The 18,376-nt window shown below is 54.1% G+C and carries 19 protein-coding genes; 13 read left to right on the top strand and 6 right to left on the bottom strand.

The window, feature by feature from the left end; all coding sequences use genetic code 11:
- The first annotated feature begins 3 nt into the window (after positions 1-3).
- The 11 genes from GQ51_RS09480 (at position 4) to GQ51_RS09430 (ending at position 9,545) form a co-directional block, all read left to right on the top strand.
- Positions 4-948 (top strand): septal ring lytic transglycosylase RlpA family protein, encoded by a 945-nt coding sequence (locus GQ51_RS09480; RefSeq protein ID WP_047552287.1) that lies wholly within the window; start codon positions 4-6, stop codon positions 946-948.
- 76 nt (positions 949-1,024) lie between these two features.
- A complete protein-coding gene (locus tag GQ51_RS09475) occupies positions 1,025-2,137 on the top strand; it encodes a D-alanyl-D-alanine carboxypeptidase family protein (protein ID WP_047554100.1) in 1,113 nt (370 codons plus the stop codon).
- A 13-nt stretch (positions 2,138-2,150) separates the two neighbouring features.
- Positions 2,151-2,432, top strand: a complete 282-nt coding sequence (locus tag GQ51_RS09470; protein ID WP_047552285.1) for an HP0495 family protein — start codon at positions 2,151-2,153, stop codon at positions 2,430-2,432.
- A gap of 15 nt (positions 2,433-2,447) precedes the next feature.
- Positions 2,448-3,119 carry a lipoyl(octanoyl) transferase LipB gene (lipB, locus tag GQ51_RS09465; protein WP_047552283.1) on the top strand — a complete coding sequence of 224 codons (672 nt, stop codon included), beginning with the start codon at positions 2,448-2,450 and terminating at the stop codon, positions 3,117-3,119.
- Positions 3,112-4,086 (top strand): lipoyl synthase, encoded by a 975-nt coding sequence (gene lipA, locus GQ51_RS09460; RefSeq protein WP_047552281.1) that lies wholly within the window; start codon positions 3,112-3,114, stop codon positions 4,084-4,086. Before lipB ends, lipA begins: the two co-directional genes overlap by 8 nt.
- Before the next feature lie 64 nt (positions 4,087-4,150).
- Positions 4,151-5,461, top strand: a complete 1,311-nt coding sequence (gshA, locus tag GQ51_RS09455) for a glutamate--cysteine ligase (protein ID WP_047552279.1) — start codon at positions 4,151-4,153, stop codon at positions 5,459-5,461.
- A 20-nt stretch (positions 5,462-5,481) separates the two neighbouring features.
- A complete protein-coding gene (gshB, locus tag GQ51_RS09450) occupies positions 5,482-6,417 on the top strand; it encodes a glutathione synthase (protein WP_047552277.1) in 936 nt (311 codons plus the stop codon).
- Positions 6,418-6,427: 10 nt separating this feature from the next.
- Positions 6,428-7,519, top strand: a complete 1,092-nt coding sequence (locus GQ51_RS09445) for an FAD:protein FMN transferase (RefSeq protein WP_081987135.1) — start codon at positions 6,428-6,430, stop codon at positions 7,517-7,519.
- The gene (locus GQ51_RS09440; RefSeq protein WP_052177794.1) at positions 7,494-7,892 is read left to right on the top strand and encodes a NusG domain II-containing protein; all 399 of its coding nucleotides are present in this window, start codon (positions 7,494-7,496) and stop codon (positions 7,890-7,892) included. The genes GQ51_RS09445 and GQ51_RS09440 overlap by 26 nt, the downstream gene beginning before the upstream one ends.
- Before the next feature lie 32 nt (positions 7,893-7,924).
- Positions 7,925-8,449: a Gx transporter family protein gene (locus GQ51_RS09435; RefSeq protein ID WP_047552273.1), complete on the top strand. Its 525-nt coding sequence runs from the start codon at positions 7,925-7,927 to the stop codon at positions 8,447-8,449.
- Positions 8,450-8,501: 52 nt separating this feature from the next.
- Complete coding sequence (locus GQ51_RS09430; RefSeq protein ID WP_047554098.1) at positions 8,502-9,545, top strand: DUF3108 domain-containing protein; 1,044 nt, start codon at positions 8,502-8,504, stop codon at positions 9,543-9,545.
- 221 nt (positions 9,546-9,766) lie between these two features.
- Here the strand turns inward: GQ51_RS09430 and GQ51_RS09425 are convergent, their stop codons facing one another.
- Genes GQ51_RS09425 through GQ51_RS09400 form a run of 6 tightly spaced genes read right to left on the bottom strand, consistent with a single transcriptional unit; the run spans position 9,767 to position 16,622 of the window.
- Entirely contained in the window at positions 9,767-13,528 is a 3,762-nt protein-coding gene (locus GQ51_RS09425; protein WP_160280009.1) for a pilus assembly protein, read from the bottom strand.
- Between the two features lie 14 nt (positions 13,529-13,542).
- The gene (locus GQ51_RS09420; protein WP_047552269.1) at positions 13,543-14,109 is read right to left on the bottom strand and encodes a pilus assembly PilX family protein; all 567 of its coding nucleotides are present in this window, start codon (positions 14,107-14,109) and stop codon (positions 13,543-13,545) included.
- Positions 14,106-15,128: a PilW family protein gene (locus tag GQ51_RS09415; protein ID WP_160280008.1), complete on the bottom strand. Its 1,023-nt coding sequence runs from the start codon at positions 15,126-15,128 to the stop codon at positions 14,106-14,108. The genes GQ51_RS09420 and GQ51_RS09415 overlap by 4 nt, the downstream gene beginning before the upstream one ends.
- Positions 15,128-15,709, bottom strand: coding sequence for a type IV pilus modification PilV family protein (locus GQ51_RS09410; RefSeq protein WP_047552265.1), 582 nt, complete (start codon positions 15,707-15,709; stop codon positions 15,128-15,130). Before GQ51_RS09410 ends, GQ51_RS09415 begins: the two co-directional genes overlap by 1 nt.
- Entirely contained in the window at positions 15,703-16,209 is a 507-nt protein-coding gene (locus GQ51_RS09405) for a GspH/FimT family pseudopilin (protein ID WP_052177792.1), read from the bottom strand. Before GQ51_RS09405 ends, GQ51_RS09410 begins: the two co-directional genes overlap by 7 nt.
- Complete coding sequence (locus GQ51_RS09400) at positions 16,203-16,622, bottom strand: type IV pilin protein (RefSeq protein ID WP_047552264.1); 420 nt, start codon at positions 16,620-16,622, stop codon at positions 16,203-16,205. Before GQ51_RS09400 ends, GQ51_RS09405 begins: the two co-directional genes overlap by 7 nt.
- Before the next feature lie 260 nt (positions 16,623-16,882).
- Here GQ51_RS09400 and lptM point away from each other — a divergent pair, with 260 nt between their 5' ends.
- Together lptM and lysA are read left to right on the top strand one after the other, a co-directional pair.
- Positions 16,883-17,011, top strand: coding sequence for an LPS translocon maturation chaperone LptM (gene lptM, locus GQ51_RS12345; RefSeq protein WP_081987134.1), 129 nt, complete (start codon positions 16,883-16,885; stop codon positions 17,009-17,011).
- Positions 17,012-17,047: 36 nt separating this feature from the next.
- Positions 17,048-18,292, top strand: coding sequence for a diaminopimelate decarboxylase (lysA, locus tag GQ51_RS09395; RefSeq protein ID WP_047552262.1), 1,245 nt, complete (start codon positions 17,048-17,050; stop codon positions 18,290-18,292).
- Positions 18,293-18,376: the final 84 nt, after the last annotated feature.

The raw sequence follows: 18,376 nt of genomic DNA, 5'->3' as shown, positions 1-18,376 counted from the left end.
TGAATGTTTAACTTTCAACGATTTATTATCATGCTTTGCGTCGCGACGGTCACCGCATGCGGCGGCCAGTCAGCCGTAAAACCGACGGATACCCAGGCGTCCAAACCAAGCGGCAAGGGCGGCTATTATCTGGATGACGGTCCCGGCGACAATCCGCCGGCAGACATAGACAGTATTCCCGATGCGCAACCCAAAACCGAAACACTCCTGCCGCGCAGCAATCAGCCTTATAGCGCACTCGGCAGGAAATACGTGCCCATGACCAGCTATGCACCTTATGTGCGGCAGGGCGTGGCGTCCTGGTATGGCAGGCGTTACCACGGCAAAAAAACTTCGAGCGGAGAGATCTACGACATGTACGGGATGTCCGGCGCACACCCTACGCTCCCGATACCAAGCTATGTCAAGGTCACCAATCCGGCGAACAAACGTACTGTGATCGTGCGCATCAATGACCGCGGCCCTTTCAAGCAGGACAGGCTGATCGATTTATCCTACGCAGCTGCCTATAAATTGCGCATATCCTCGCAGGGCAGCGCACCGGTTGAGGTTGAATGGATTGACACCCGCCCTGAAGCCTTGCAGAAAAAAGATACCATCCGCACTGCAACACCGGCTCCTGCGCCGGAAATCATTCCGGTGGCCTATGCGCCACCGCCCGCAGCGGAAACAAGAACCATAGCAGCTAACGCCAGCAACAATCCGGATACGAGTCCGGCAAGCTACTATGTCCAGGTAGGCGCGTTTAAAAACGAGGCGAACGGCGACCTGCTGCAGAAGAAGATTCTGGGGCTGGAACTTGCCGGAAATGCGGCTGTCACTAACGTGTATAATGACGGCATTTACCGCGTGAAGCTCGGCCCTTTCAGTACCAGAAAAGAAGCTGATGTCTCTGCCAGCAAAGTTCGCAAGCAATTAAATCTTTCAGCAATCGTTACCAATCAGTAAACACTAATAAAGACACATGATCAATCATCCATTATTCACTCGCAGTATCGGTATTATTTCAGCAACCACCTTATGCATGGCCTTGAGTTTCAGCCCGCTTGCTCATGCGGAAAGCGCACAGATCGCACCGCCGCCAACCCTGGCAGTCAAAGCGTATTTGCTTAAGGATTTCAACAGCGGCCATGTGATTGCCACACAAAATGCAAACATGCGCATTGAGCCGGCATCACTGACTAAAATCATGACGGCTTACTTGAGCTTCAAAGCCATTAAGAACGGCCATCTGCAACTGACACAAACGCTGCCGGTGAGCGAGCTCGCCTGGAAGGTTGAAGGCTCTAAAATGTTTATCGAGCCCAACAAACCCGTTACGGTCGATGAACTGCTGCATGGCATGATTATCGTGTCAGGTAACGATGCTTCCATCACCCTTGCAGAAGGCATTGCCAGCACGGAACAACTGTTTGCCAGCATGATGAACAAAGAAGCGCAGCGCCTGGGCATGAAAAATACGCACTACATGAACGCGACCGGCCTGCCTGATCCACAGCACTACACCACGGCGGAAGACTTGTCGATCCTGGCCAGCGCCCTGATCCGCGACTTTCCGGAAGATTACAAGCGTTTGTATTCCGTTAAAGAATATAGCTACAACAATATCAAGCAGCCTAACCGTAACCGCCTGTTATGGCTGGACCCGAATGTGGACGGCATGAAAACCGGCCATACCGAATCTGCCGGCTACTGCCTGATTTCTTCTGCCAAGCGCGACAACACCCGCCGTATTTCCGTGATACTGGGTGCACCTACAGATGCCGCCCGCGCAACGGAAAGCCAGAAACTGCTCAATTACGGTTTCCAGTTCTTTGATTCCACCCCCGTATACAAACGCGGCCAGGCCATCAACCAGCTCAGGGTATGGAAAGGCACTGAGAATACGGTTGCCTCAACCGTAGCAAACGACTTATACCTGACGCTGCCAAAAGGCGAATATGCCAATGTGAAAGCTGTCATTTCAAGCACACAGCCTTTGATCGCCCCGATCAAGAAAGGCCAGGTAGTCGGCACCGTGAAATTCATGCTGAATGGCAAAGTCGTGGAACAGCGTCCTATCGTTGCGGCAAAAGCCGTCGACACAGCCGGCATTCTGGGTCGTGCCTGGGATTCGATAAAATTGCTATTACAATAAGCAGGTAACCTGTATGCGTGAAATAGAACCCCACACCGCACCGCCATTAATCGATTTCCCCTGCAGCTTTGCCATTAAGGTCATGGGGGAAACCCACGATGCATTTGCAAGCACCATTGTTGAAGTCATCCAGACGCATCTGCCTGCATTTACTGCCGATCATGTAGAAATGCGCGCGAGTTCAGCCGGCAAATACATCAGCCTGACCTGTAATGTGTATGTCACATCCCAGGATCAGCTGGATAATGTATACCGCCTGTTGAGCGCACATCCCCTGGTGAAATTCGCCCTCTGACCAACGCAGCAAGCGATGCAACAGCCCTTGATCATCCGGCGTTTAGGCCTCACGGAATTTGAAAGCACATGCCAGGCCATGCAGCGCTTCAACGCGGAGCGCACTCCGGCTGCACCGGATGAATTGTGGCTGACCGAACACCCGCCGGTGTATTCTTTAGGGCTCAATCGCAGGCAGGTCAGGCTGCCGCAGCGTAACGATATTCCGACCATACTCACTGACCGCGGCGGCAAGATCACGTATCATGGGCCAGGGCAGGTGATTGTATATATCCTGGCAGACCTGCAGCGCAGCCGCCTGAATATACGCAGGCTGGTCACATTGCTGGAAAATGCGATTATCGAGTTACTTGCGGCGCACGGGGTTGAGGCAAGCGCAAAGCAGGACGCGCCCGGCGTCTATGTGCAGCTTGCCGATGCACAGGAAGCCAAAATCGCATCATTGGGCTTACGCGTAAAAAACAACTGCTGCTATCACGGCCTGAGCCTGAATGTAGATATGGACCTGAGCCCGTTCGAGGCCATTGACCCTTGCGGCTACGCCGGACTGAAAGTCACGCAGACTAAAGACCTGGGCATTGCTGCCGACATGCGGGCAATCGGTGAACAACTGCTGCAAATACTCAATGCCGGCTTTGAACAGCTGCAAGCCCCGGCAATGACTGACGATATGGAAAAGCATGACTGATAACGTAAACAAGACTGATATTAAAACACCCAGGCAGAAAATTGCCGGCGTGAAGGAAATCGATGCGGCCAAGACCTCGCGCATCCCGATCAAGATCATACCGCAGCCTGCGCAGCGCAAGCCGGAATGGATACGCATGAAAGCGCCGGACTCCGCCCGCTATCAGGAAATCAAACGTGTACTGCGCGATAACAACCTGCATACCGTGTGTGAAGAAGCAAGCTGCCCGAACATAGGCGAATGTTTCAGCGGCGGCACGGCAACTTTCATGATCCTGGGTGACATCTGCACACGGCGCTGCCCGTTCTGCGACGTGGCACACGGCAAACCGCTGCCGCCGGATGCCAATGAACCGGAAAACCTCGCACGGACGATTGCGCAGATGCGGCTGAAATATGTCGTCATTACCAGCGTAGACCGCGACGATTTGCTGGATGGCGGCGCGCAGCACTTTGTGGACTGCATCAGAGCGGTCCGCGCACAGTCTCCGGAAATTAAAATCGAGATCCTGGTACCGGATTTCCGCGGCCGCCTGGACGTTGCCATGAAGATCCTGAGTGAAGCGCCGCCGGATGTCATGAACCATAACCTGGAAACAATCCCCAGACTCTACAAACAAGCCAGACCCGGTTCAGACTACCAGAACTCGCTCACCTTATTAAAGAAATTCAGCGAACTGTATCCGCACATTCCAACCAAATCCGGCCTGATGCTTGGCCTGGGCGAGACCGATGAAGAAATCCTGGAGGTGATGCGCGACCTGCGTGCGCACAATGTCAGCATGCTGACGCTGGGTCAATACCTGCAGCCCAGCGTGCACCACCTGCCGGTCATGCGTTATGTAGAACCGAAAATTTTTGAAGATTTACGCCAAAAAGCGGATGCCATGGGCTTTAATAATACCGCCAGCGGCCCCATGGTAAGAAGTAGTTACCATGCTGACCTTCAGGCGCAGCAGGTAGTTTAACTAACACCGCTATGCCTGTAATATACTCCGGCATAATCGCGATATTCTTTAAAATAAGGTAAATATGGTTCCTCACCTGACAACAGCATTGAACGGCCCCCTGCTGAGTTTAGAAAAAAGCATGCTTGGCGCGATGCCAAAAATCGAACATTGGTTCCGCACGCAATGGCTGGAGCATGCGGCTCCGTTTTATGCTTCTGTTGATTTGCGCAACTCCGGTTTCAAGCTGGCGCCGGTAGACACCAACCTGTTTCCGGGCGGTTTCAACAACCTGAATCCGGAATTTCTGCACCTGAGCGTTCAGGCCGCGATGGTAGCCGTCGAGAAAGTATGCCCGGAAGCGCACCGTCTGCTGATCATTCCTGAAAACCATACACGTAACACTTACTACCTGCACAACGTGGTCGAGCTCGCCAATATCCTGAAACAGGCAGGCATGCACATCAGGATCGGTTCCATCTCACCGGAAATCACGGTGCCTACCCGATTTGAAACGCAGGGTGGGCAAACGCTTCTGCTGGAACCTGTGGTGCGTGTCGGCAACCGTATCAAATTGCCGCAATCTTCTATTGATGGCGTCACGCTGGATGAATTCGACAGCTGTGCCATCCTGCTCAATAACGACCTGTCAGGCGGCATTCCGGAAATACTCAAAGATCTTGAGCAGGACCTGATCCCCCCGCTTTACGCCGGCTGGAGCACGCGCCGGAAATCCCAGCACTTCTCAGCCTATAACCGTGTAGCGAGCGAGTTCGCACAACTGATCGGCATTGATGAATGGCTGCTGAACCCGTATTTCGATACCTGCGGCGAGATCGACTTCAACGCCCGCACCGGCGAAGAGTGCCTTGCGGCTAAAGTTGAGCTGCTGCTGGAAAAGATCAGGCTTAAATACGCAGAGTATGGCGTGACGCAGGAGCCGTTCGTGATTGTAAAGGCGGATGCCGGCACCTATGGCATGGGCATCATGACCGTGAAATCGCCGGATGATGTACGCGCCCTGAACCGCAAGACCCGTAACAAGATGTCCGTCGTGAAAGAAGGTCTGGAAGTTTCTGAAGTCATCATCCAGGAAGGTGTTTATACCTTCGAAAGCATCAACGATGCCGTGGCCGAGCCTGTCGTGTACATGATGGATCATTTCGTGATTGGCGGCTTTTACCGCGTGCACACGGGCCGCGGCGTGGATGAGAACCTGAACGCGCCCGGCTCGCATTTTGTACCGCTGGCATTTGAAAAACCCTGTACCCTGCCTGACTGTGCCGGTGCTCCGGATGCCGCGCCAAACCGCTTCTATGCCTATGGCGTGGTTGCGCGCCTGGCGCTGCTGGCCGCTGCCATAGAGCTGCAGGAACAGAATCCGCTTAACCAATAACCACTGGGCCACTGCTGACGATGAAACTCGTATTTATTCTGGATCCGCTGCCTAGCCTGAAAATCTACAAGGATACGAGCTTCGCCATGATGCGCGAAGCAAGCCGGCGCGGCCACGAATTATTCGTGTGCATGCAGCATGACCTTTTCCTGCGCGGCAGCCAAGCCCGGATCAGGACGCAGTCGTTCGAATTCACCGGCGATGGTTATGAATTGGGCATCCCGGATGAAAATGCACCGCTGGACTTTGACGCCATCATCATGCGCAAAGACCCGCCGTTCGATAATGAATACCTCTACAGCACTTACCTGCTGGAAATTGCCGCCAGCCAGGGTGCCAAGGTGTTTAATGACCCGGCGGCAATCCGCGGCTGGAATGAAAAACTTTCGGTCACGCGGTTTCCGCAATTTGCACCGGAATTTTTGGTCACTGCAAATAATGCGCTGATCCGCGAGTTTTTGAATACGCATCAGGATATCGTCGTGAAACCGCTGGATGGCATGGGCGGCAGCAGTATTTTCCGGCTGACGCTGGACGACCCGAACATCAGCGTGATCCTGGAAACCATCACCCTGCATGGCAGCCGTACCATCATGGCGCAACGCTACCTGCCGGAAATCGTGCAGGGCGATAAACGCATCATCATCATTAATGGCGACCCGTTACCCTATGCATTGGCACGCATACCGCTCGCGGGCGAAACCCGCGGCAACCTGGCAGCCGGCGGTACCGGTGTGGCGCAGCCGCTCAGTGAGCGCGACCATGAAATTGCCACCGTGGTTGGCAGAACGCTCAAACAGCACGGGCTGTTCCTCGTAGGGCTGGATGTGATCGGTGACCATTTAACCGAGATCAACGTCACCAGCCCTACCGGCATGGTGGAAATTGCCGCGCAAACCGACTGCAATCCGGCAGGGCTGATGCTGGATGCGCTAGAGCAGTTTCTGGCGGCATAACGCCCGGCCTATGCGTAAATGGCCGGTCAGCCTGCTAGTAATTGCCATGCTGGCTCTAGCCATAGTCGGTGTGCGCGCACTCAGGCAGGAACCGCTTTACCATACACAGAGTTATGTATTCGGCACACTGGTCGATATCAGCATTTACGGTGAACCCGAAGACCGCGCAAGATTGCTGGCAAATCAGGTATTGCAGGATTTCCAGAACCTGCACAAGCAGCTGCATGCCTGGAAACCGGCCGGCAAAGGCCAGGCCAGCGAACTTGGTGCATTGAACACCGCCTTTGCAAGCGGCACCAGGCCTGTAACCATCAGCCCGCAGCTTGCGGCAATGCTGGCGGAAGCAACGGATCTGTCGGTGAAGTCACAAGGCTTGTTCAATCCGGCCATCGGCCACTTGATCAGCACCTGGGGCTTTCAGCGTGATGAGTTTTCTGCGGTCAGGGTTGATGATGCAAGCATAGAAGCACTGCTCAAAACCAGGCCGCGCATGACCGACATTGTGTTGAAAGACAACACCGCCTTCAGCACCAACCCCAACGTAAAACTGGACCTGGGCGGCTATGCCAAAGGCTATGCGCTGGACATGGCTGCCGACTATCTGCGCCGGCAGCAGGTTAAAAACACACTGATCAACATAGGCGGCAACATCATCGCCATTGGCCGGCATGGCGACAAACCCTGGCGTGTCGGCATACAGCACCCGCGCAAACCGGCGGCGATTGCCACGCTGGAGCTGGCAGATGGCTGGGCAATCGGCACCTCGGGTGACTACCAGCGCTATTTCATGCTGGATGGCAAACGCTACTGCCATATTATTGACCCGCGCAACGGTTACCCGGTACAGCATACACAGGCGGTTACGGTGCTGATTCCACCCCGGAAAAATGCCGGGGTGCTGTCTGACGTGGCATCCAAACCCATTTTCATCGCAGCGGCTGAAGATAAAGCCAGCACTGCCGCTATGCTTGGCATACAATATTTCATGGTGATCGACCAGCAATCCAATATTGCTGTAAGTCAGGCACTTGCCAAAAAACTCGACTGGTTAGACCCGGAAGTGAATAATAACCGCCATGTTAAGCTTGTTACGCTCCCCTGAAACGACCTTCAGGCACCTGCTGGTCGGTGACTGGCTCACCATTATTTTCAGTGCCGCAATCACCGCCTGCCTGTTCCTGACTTTATGGTCACATGAGCCGGCTTCCAAAATACAGATCCGCGTAGGCGATAAAATCCAGGCTAGCTATGACCTGAACCAGCAGCGGGACATTACGGTTCATGGCGCTATCGGGGACGCGGTTATTCACATTAGCCAGGGTAAGGTACGATTTTCCAAGTCACCGTGTCATAATCAATACTGCGTGCATCAGGGCTGGCTCACCCATAGCGGACAGGTGGCGATATGCCTGCCTAACCAGATCAGCCTGGAACTGGTTGGCGCGCAGAAGCCTTATGACTCGCTGAATTACTGATGGGCATTTCCTTAAATACGGTTTAATGACGCATGCAGATACAGACCAATATTGATGACCACCGCATTGCAAAACTGGCTGCTTTTGCAATTGCTCTGCACATGATTGAAGCGGTCGTGCCATCACCGCTGCCTGGGGTTAAACCCGGCATCGCCAATATCGTCACACTGTATGTGCTGCTGCAATACGATTTTGCGACAGCGGCCTGGGTCAGCATACTGCGCGTATTTGCCAGCAGCCTGCTGCTCGGGCAGTTCATGTCGCCTGCATTTGCACTCAGCCTGAGCGGGGCGCTGCTCAGCCTGGCTATGCTATGGGCAGCCCAGCACTTGCCCAGGCGCTATTTCAGCGCGGTCAGCTTAAGCATCTTCGCCGCGTTTGCGCATATAGCCGGGCAACTTATCATAGTGCGTTTATGGCTCATCCCGCATGCCAGCGTTGCCTACCTGATACCGGTCTTTGCTGTGGCCGCGCTGTTTTTCGGGTTTATCAACGGCCTGATCGCCGCTAAACTGCTTGATGGCAGAACGCAGCCATCCATAACCAATCCACCATAGCATGCGGCCACCTGTTATTTATCCAATAATTCACCGCCTTAAACTGCATCTGATGCAGCATAAGATGCTATTGCTGGCAGCTGTCGGCTCCATACTTCTGCACATTGCATTCCTGAGCGAGTTCTCGATCTCGCTGCCGCAGATGGCTGATGACGCTCAATCGCTTGATATGCATCTGGTACAGCAGCAGCCCGCCCCAAGTACCAGTCAGCCTGCCGGCAAAACATCCCAGCCAAAACCAGAACAGCGCGCGCCCAAAGCCAACATCCCTCCTCCTCCGCTTGCGGAAGAACCGCCTGCACCTGCCAACGCAAATAACCCAATAGAGGATAATGCGCCGAGCCCCCCTGCTGATACTGGCGAAGCCGCAAATGCGCCGGCAACCACCACAGAGCCCCCGGAAACCTCAGAGACCGTTTCAGCCCCGGCAGAAGATGTGCCTGCCAAGCCTGCCTACCGGCATGTAGAAACGGAATTCAAAGTCCTGCGCGGCGGCGACACCTCGGCTGTCGGCGTCAGCAAAATTGTTTTCAATATTGACGCTGACGGACGTTATTCGATCATCAGCACGACACAGGCCAAAGGCCTGGCTTCACTGTTCTTCGGCAACCTGACACAAAAAAGCGAAGGCACGGTGACCGCAGATGGCCTAAGACCGGAGTTTTACTCCTACCTGTACGGCAGCAATGCAAATAAATCACAAACCGCAAATTTTGACTGGACAAACAATATCCTGCACATGCATAGCGCCAAAGGCGACAGTACCGCAAAACTGGTTACCGGCACGCAGGATTTTTTAAGTTTCATGTACCAGTTCATGTTCGTGCCGCCACTCGACAGCATGCAGATCACCATGACCAACGGCAAGCGGCTGCGCACCTACGCTTATAGCTTTGAAGGCGAAGACACTGTTGCAACCGGGCTGGGCGAACTCAAAACGGTGCATTTGCTGAAAAGCAGCGGTGATGAAGAAAAAACCGAGGTCTGGCTTGCCAGTGACTACCAGTACCTGCCGGTAAGAATCCGCAAAACCGAGAAAGACGGTACCGTGATTGAACAGGTCGCGGCCGCTATCAAAACCAGCGTGCCGGATTGAAACGACAGGCACACTGAGCGCCAAGGCCTTATATTGCTAAAGTCTTATTGCCAAGGTCTTAGAACTGCCTTGCATCACTGTTCCAACGGCATGACACAGCCACAAACCTAAGCACCCGCTACTCGCAGAATACTCGGCATAAGCCTGAAACGACAGACGGCTCTCTTGAGCCGTCTGTCGTTTCAAATTGATACAGCCTAATGCATGCAGTGAGGCACCGCTTAATCGATACCCTTCACTTTATGATAGATACGTTTACGGATCGGACTGACGGCAGGCACCACCTTGCCCGGTGAAATCGGGGTGCTGGCGCCGCCATTATGGTCTACCGCACCGATCACGACTGTGACAGGCTTACCGTCAATATAAACATTACCGGTCACCGGAGAAGGCGGCAAGCCTCCGCCTACGAAAATAGCAGACCGCGTACCGCCGCAAGTCGCACTATCCTGGCCGATCGTGCCTGATGCATTGAACAGGTTAACCCAGTAGCCCCTGGCCTCGCCAAGTACCGTCGAGCAGGTACCGTCAGCCGGCGGTATGGGACGATTCGTACTGAACACCACCTGCCCGCCCAGGATGATGGATGATGTTACGGTCTGCTCACCCTTGCCGTACTGGTTCAGATCCATATACCAGCCGGGTTTTACTGAATCCGGCAGGATGGAACTAGAACTGCATCCGGCATCTACCGTCTTGTCCACCAGGCTGTTCAGGTCAACCGGGTCGCCGGATGTCACCGTCAGGTTATCCAGATAGACATAAAAACGGTTAGTCACGTCATCTTTGTAGGGATAATGGGATACCAGCGGATGCTCACGGTCGCCCGAACCGATGGCGACATAAACGCGGCCATCCTTAGCCAGTGGCAGCAAAGCCGGCTGGAACAGGAATTTACGGCCACCCTCTGCCTTGGCAATATGGTGTATCGTCCATGAGCCGGGAGCAAGCGCGGTATAACTGGACACCCCGCCGGAAACAGCCGCAGTCACCATATCGATACGGAATAAATTACCATCGGTATCACCGACATAACCGTAATCCGCTTTACCGTCGGCATTCATGTCGACCACCGACACCTCGGATACGACGCTATGCATCTTCTCATGGGTGAACGACTTCAGTAAGGAACCGCTTCCCGCATCCACCACATAGACGTTGGCGCCCTTGCCACCGCTGCTGCATGGCGATTTCTGGTTTTTATCTTCACAGGTATCATAACCGCCACCGAACAGCGCAACTTTCTCAGTCGCATAACCGGCTACAGGCACCACCACTGGCGCAGACCAGCTCTGCCCCATGTTTGAGAACCCGGAACTGCAGGCGCCATTGTAACAGCCGTGCTTCCAGCGGATGACTGGTGAGTTTTTGTCAGTCACGTCCAGCGCATACACCATCTGCCCGCCGCGACGCATGGTCGGATAGATCCATACCTTGGTGTTTTCCTTATTCTGCGCAATGCCGATAGAGCCATCCCAGCCATAGGTTTTTGGCGTTGGTGTTGGCGTGATCGTCATGTCCGTACTTGGATATTTGATCAGCGGCGCATTGTTACGCAGCCTGTCCACGAAATTCATCTGCGCAAACTCGAATGGCATCAGTGCCCACAGTTCTTTACCGGTTTCGGCACTCACCGCACGGAACATGCCGTCATTCGCGCCGTAATAAACCACGCCATCGCCGCTGCCGTAGGTCACAGGCAGCGGCCGTGAATGCACCACATCGCCATGTAGCGAAGGACGGGTCTCGGCAGTGGTCACCGTATCGCTGTCTTCATTCTGCGTATCGGCACCGCCCGCCCATGCACGCTGCGTTGCATCAAGCCCACTGGCACCGGACAGGGCGCTCAGGCCAGTGCCAAATGCGCTATCCGTAGTGTAAATGGTGCGATTGGGCGCCCAGGTCGGCGTAGCATCTGTGACCGCAGGGTTGTTACCCTTGCGGATCACTTCAGCAATCGCGCCTTTTTCAACGGTAGGGCCATCAGGCATGTCTGAATAGACCTTGGCCGGATCCAGACCCGAACATTTGCTGGCAGCGCTGGGGCTCACCGGCACGTTGGACCAGTAGTAACCTTTGGATGGGTCAGCCGCATCCAGCAATGAATCTGTCGTCCAATAGCTGGCTGCGCAATCACTGATAAAGCCGGTCTGGTTATTCACGGCAATCGCACCGTTCTTGTCACCGAGGTTCACCGTGACACCATCGCCTTCAAAAACCAGCTGATAACGCTTCAGGTTGCCATACCAGCGCGGCTTCATGCCAGGATCGGGACGGAACATCCCGATGAACACCTGGTTCTCGTTCTGTGCACGGTTGGTCGCATTCACCGGCAATGAAGCTGAAGCGAAAGTAGAGTTGACGGACTGGATCTCGGCAAAAATCTGCTTCAGTGAATTGAGCACCGCGTCCTCATTGGTGGCTGCGAAATACTTGCCGCCGCCCTGGCTGGCTGCACTCATCAGCAGTGCCGTATGGTCATTATTCTGCTGCGCATTATAGACATCGATCGTATACATCGCAGCGGTCTGGTTATCACCGCCGGCCACAGGCACCCCTTTCTGGTAGATGCATCGCGCCCATTCATCCAGGTGCCAGGCACTGCCCTTGCCTGTGGTATCGTAGGTTCCGGTCGCCGTAGCAGAGGTAATGGTGGAATTGCCAACAATCGTGTATTGCGAGGTACCGGCAGCACAGGATGACGCACCGGTACTTGTAGGGGTGCCATAAGCACAGCCACTGCCGCTGGCATAATTGGCAAATACCGTACATTGCGACGTGTAGTCCGGAGAGGTAGCGGTATAAGCCGGCGCACTTGCATAACAGGCCGCGGAATACCCCAGGGGAGTCACTTCGGTCAGGGTCTTTTTACGCACGATGGTGTAGTTATATTTCTGGCCGCCAGTGCCTGAACAACCTGTCGTCACCTGATTCGTGCAGGAGCATGAAACACCGGTGCCGGTACACTGGGCACCGTACTGCCCGGCAATCGCGTCCGTACATTTCGAAGAGGACTGTACGCAGGATGACAAGCTGCCAAGGTTTTTTTCGCCCTGCTTATCGGTAGCCAGCACCGAATACAGCTGGGTACCGGAAGCACACGCACCTGACGGAACGTACACATCTCCGCAGCTCTTGCTGTCATACGTGGTGTCGCCTGTGGCTGCATAAGCTGTCTGCACCGCAGTGCTGCAGGCTGCTTTGCTGGCATAGCAGGCCGTAGTACTCCCTAGATTCGTGGTCGCCTGCGTGGTAATCTGACTAAAATTGGGTAGAGCGATATTAGCAGTACTACAACCTAATGCGCTTAACTCCGCTTTATTTGCCGCAGTGTCACTGGAAGGACCACTTGAAGTTGGATTACTGATAAAAATAATATAATTCTTGGCGCAGCTGGTAGCACTGGAAAGCGGCGTCTTGAAGTTGCTGTACAAGGTATCGTAGGCGCGGTCATCCACCCTGGCGCTAGGCGGGTTCAGGCTGCTGCTATTACTGCCTACATTAGCGCCGGCAAAGTAGTTATACATGTCATACGCCAGGTTGCCGTATGGCGTGTTGGAGTTGCGCTTCTCGTTCGTGCCGTTGATATCACCGAATATTTCATCCATCTCGGCTTTCAGCGCGGCTTTGTTGGTAGCGTCCATAGGCAGGATAGGAAAGCGCAGGAAACCACCGATATTATTGGCATTGCCGTTGGTCACGAACTCCATCACGCCTACATTGATGTCACTGCCAACTGAATCCAGCACATTCTTGATCGAACGCACTTCGGCCTGCCCCTGGGTCAGCCCTCCCGGCCATTGCTGGCTCTGCCTTGCCCAGTTTGAAGTGTTGTCCAGCACAATCAGCACATTCGGGCGCTCGGAGACGCCGGCGGAATCCCCGGTAAAGATATCAATGTCTTCCGCCACCGTTCCGAGAGGGTTCAGCGCAAAGCTTAATGCCATCAGCGCGGATAGAATTTTCTTGTAGGTATTATTCATGGCAGATTTCTCAATTAAGGGCATGTACTTGACGGATTTTTTGCATCGTCAGCGGCCACACGCACACCGACGCCGGACGTCACCGTTGCCCCGGCGCCGGTAACGTCATCAACAGCCACAGCATTGATTTCCCAAACGCTGTTGGCACACAGGGAGTCGCCAGTGACGGCGCCTTCTACACCTAAGTTCTGGCCCGCGCCCACGATACATGCAGCATCATTCGTATTGCTGACGCTCAACTCCGCATTCTTGATGATTTGCGCTTTTTTCACACAGGGCGCTGGGCTAAGCGTCACGGTAATATCATTCTTACCGTCACCGTTGACATCGTAGCTGGCTTTATTACCAGGCAGCGCCGCACTGGGATTGGTGATAAAAGCCGTTTTAGAAATCACTTCCTCAACCGCCTGGTTGGCAGAATTCACCACTTCAGCCTTATGCTGCATGTTGCCGGCAATAATCGTATTCTGGCGTCCCATGTTAAAACTGACGATCGCGACCAGCAGCATCATCACCAGCATGATCAGTGCTATCGGCAGCACTACACCGCGCTGCCTGTCAGGTATGGAGAACTGTCTCATTGCCGTCTCCATGATGGATTAACAAACTGTGCAGTGGTACTGTAAACATGACGCTTGTATCCGTCATTCGGCGCGGATACTTCCTTATCGCCCAGGGTGTAGACACGGCTATCGGTATAGCCCTGGGTACTTGTTGTATTGCGTGCGAGCAGATGAACGCTCGCGGACATGGCATTGCGCCAGGCTGTGGTATCCGCCGGAGCCGATGTGTAACTGTTAGGCACGCCGTCGCCATCGGTATCAATTCCATATTGAATCTGCATATCCTCGATCCCATCCACCAGCGGCACGATATTGAACGCCCCGGCACCCAGTTCCGCCCGTTTCAGCGTAGGGATGCCGTCGCCGGACTCATTATTGTTGGCAATAAAATAGATATGCACGAAATAACGCTGGATGGCCGAAAAATCAGTCGCGACACAACTGGTTTTACGGCGGGTAAAGTCACCGGCCGAAGTGCTCAAGGCAAAATGGTATGCCGCATAATCGGCATCGGTGCTGATCGCGTGAGCAAGTTCGGCACCGCTGCCATCAGTCGGCGTACATAAAGAGGCCTGGAAATACGGCTCGCCATCGACAAACGCAGGGCAGCCCGCAACACCGGCAACACAAGTGGACGCGCGCCGCACCACCACGATATCCGTGCCATCCTTCACATCCGACAGACATGATGGAATGCCGGTTGCATCATTGACACCCTGCACATGGAGCGGCATTGCCGTCAGCAAATTGGCGATCGACGTGACACATGGGTCAGGAAGCGTAGCGGGGGTTGTCAGCGGGGTAGCATCAAACTCTGCCAGGTAGCCTGCCATTTTCAGATTATCGGCAAGCAATTCAGCAGCATAACGCCCGCTCTCCTGCTGCTGGGTCGATTTCTGCATTTCATTCCGGGAACGGCTACTGCTGATAAAGATCGCCGATAACGCTGTCAGCACCAGCAGGCTGATGGTCACGGCAACCATCAACTCAACCAGGGAAAGCCCGGCCTGCCTGCTGCGTAAACGGGATGCGTGCATCATATGCAATTCCCCGTACCGGATGACACGCGCAGTGAAATGGCGCGGCGCAGGTCATCGCCGCCGTACATGTTCAGATCCTGGGCGCAGGTATTATTAGGGGCAGCTGTCTTGAACATACCCTGCCAGGTCACCGTAATCTCGTAAACGCCAGGCACACATGTGCCGGCAGTCGGATCCGGCGCCTGTATCTGGGTAATGCAGCCTCTTGCCCCTATCATGGCGCCAACATTGGTGCCGCCCAGAGACTCACCGGCACCGCGCAGCGCATTGCCCCATTCGCATAAATCCAGCGCCGCTCCGGTCTTGCCGGTACACTGCTCAACGTCGCCCTCTCCGCTGACCTGGCCGCTGACATAACCCGCCGCATTTGCCCGGCTCATATGGAACCGGCTCACCATATCATTCAGGATGACCATGGCCTGGCTTCTCTGGTATGACTCAAGCTCAACGGTGCGGGTTTTCATCTGTAGCCCGGCAAGGCCAAGCAGGCCGAATGCCAGGATCACAATAGTGACCATCACCTCCAGCAAGGTGGTGCCCGCCTGATGTTTCCGATGTGGTGATTGCTGTTTTAACATGTGCTATTTTTCACTTTTGGCAGCCCGCTCAGGCTCACCGTTACACAGGCATTGGCCGTAGCAGCCCCTACCGTAGCTTCAATGGCGAAAGACACTGAGCCGCCGACACGGCCTGAACTGTTATACTTGACGCTTCCAGGCCCGCTCACACTGACATTGTCCCCACTGACGCTATGATCTTCCAGAAGATTATCCGCGCTATTTGATGGATAAACTTTCCAGCCTTTTTTCCAGCCGTCATCACTGGGTGACAAAGTCACTTCCATATTGCGCTTGACCGCTTCGCTGCGAGCCCTGGCTAAATCAAAATACAAATCTGCAGCCACCCCTCTTGCCTTGTTATTGGCAATCATCCCGGAAAATGAAGGCGTGGCTATCGCTGCCAGAATACCGACGACTGCAATCGTAATCACCAGTTCGACCAAGGTAAACCCTGCACTCGGACGGGCAGGAATGCCAGCCCTGGCATTCAACTTTTGCAATGCAGCAATCGCTACCATTTATCCGCGGGCGTTTTAGCGCCTGTATTGGTCAGTGTCAATGTAACGTCCGACGCCTGCGCCGACCCCGCAGCCGGGGTTGCGGTAACCGTAAACGCAGGCGGGGCGCCGTCACCGACCGTAATCGAAATCGTGTAATAACTGGAAACATCCGAAGGCGTCGTCAGGTTCAGTGTCGCAAGGTCTGCCGCATAAGTGCGGGTATCGAGCAGATACTGCTGCTGATGCTGTGCCACATCCATCAAATGCGACTGCGCCGCCGCACGCCGCCCCTTTTTTACGTATTCCAGGTAACTGGGAAAAGCAATAGAAGCCAATAAGCCGATGATCGCTACGGCTACAAGCAGTTCCACCATAGTAAAACCGCCATGCCTGGCCTGAAGACGACGTTTATATTTTAATAGGCTGGTCATATTATTTTTTTACCTTATTTACTACTGTGCATCATGCACCTTGCTATTTCCATTGTCTATTAACACCTGACAATCGGTAAATTTTACACAATAAGCGGTTACATCTCCGCGAATCAGGCGGTTGCAAACACCTTCAATCGCAATCCGGCATGGATACAGAAAGTAGATCGTTATAAAAAATGATAGAATAGCCGAGCTGCTTTCAGCATAGCTGACAGTTTATTAAAAAATTTTAAACAAAATTTACCGTATCGCTGATTATGCAAAAACTGACTAAAAAAATCATGCTTCTGCTGGCCGCCTGCCTTGCACTGAACGCCTGCGGCACCAAGGGCCCGCTCTACATTCCGGAACAGCAGTATCCGCAGCCGACCCAGTCCGGCAAATAATCCAGCCTAACCCTAATATATCGACAAACCACCACCGTGAACGCATTTAATTTCAAAGACAACACACTGCATGCCGAGCATGTAGCCCTTAACCAGATCGCGGAAAATCATGGCACGCCTTGCTACGTGTATTCCAGATCCGCGCTTACCCAGGCTTTTGAGCGCTTTGATGCAGGATTCAAAGGCACCAATCACCTGGTATGCTTTGCCGTTAAATCCAACCCCAGCCTGGCCATCCTGAACCTGTTCGCCAAGCTGGGTGCCGGGTTTGACATCGTATCGGGCGGCGAACTCGCCAGGGTGCTTGCTGCCGGCGGCGACCCATCCAAAGTGGTATTTTCCGGTGTGGGCAAAACCGCAGACGAAATGCGCGCTGCGCTTGAAGCCGGCATTTTCTGCTTTAACGTGGAATCTGCCAGCGAGCTGGTGCGCCTGAACGACATCGCAGGTTACATGGGTAAAGTGGCTCCGGTTTCGCTGCGCGTGAATCCGAACGTAGATGCAAAGACACACCCTTACATTTCTACCGGCCTGAAAAACAATAAATTCGGCGTCGCTTATGAAGATGCACTCGATATTTACCTGCAGGCAGCCGCCATGCCCAACATTGCAATCCACGGTGTAGATTGCCATATCGGCTCGCAAATTACAGAACTGTCACCATTCATGGATGCTTTCGACCGCGTGCTGGCACTGGTGGATGCGCTGGCCAAGAACAAGATCCATATCCAGCATATCGACCTCGGCGGTGGCATCGGCATCTGTTACAGCGATGAAACCCCGCCGGAATTCGGCGACTACGCACAAGCGATGCTGGCCAAGCTGGGCAAACGCGATATCAAGCTGGTGTTCGAGCCGGGGCGCGCACTGGTGGGTAATGCAGGCGTGCTGCTGACCAAGGTGGAATACCTGAAACATACCGAAACCAAGAACTTTGCTATCGTGGATGCCGCCATGAATGACCTGATGCGCCCGGCGCTTTATGATGCTTACCATGCGATTGAAGCCGTTAAACCGCGTGTGGCGAATACGCATAATTACGAAATCGTGGGCCCGGTGTGCGAGAGCGGCGACTTTCTTGGCCACGACCGGGAACTGGCATTAGCCGAGGGTGACTTGCTGGCGATCATGTCTGCCGGCGCTTACGGCATGAGCATGTCCAGCAATTACAACACGCGTCCGCGTGCCGCAGAAGTGATGGTGGATGGCGACCGGACGATCGTGATTCGCCAGCGGGAAAAAGTGCAGGATCTATTCGCACTGGAAACCGTCATTGAATAGCTGCTAAATTTAAGCAATAAAAAAGCGAAGATTAATCTTCGCTTTTTTATTGTTCACAATCGAACCAGGTAACGCCGTGTCAGC

Source organism: Methylotenera sp. G11 (assembly GCF_000799735.1).
Taxonomy (GTDB): Bacteria; Pseudomonadota; Gammaproteobacteria; order Burkholderiales; family Methylophilaceae; genus Methylotenera.
This window is presented reverse-complemented; position numbering and strand designations above follow the sequence as displayed.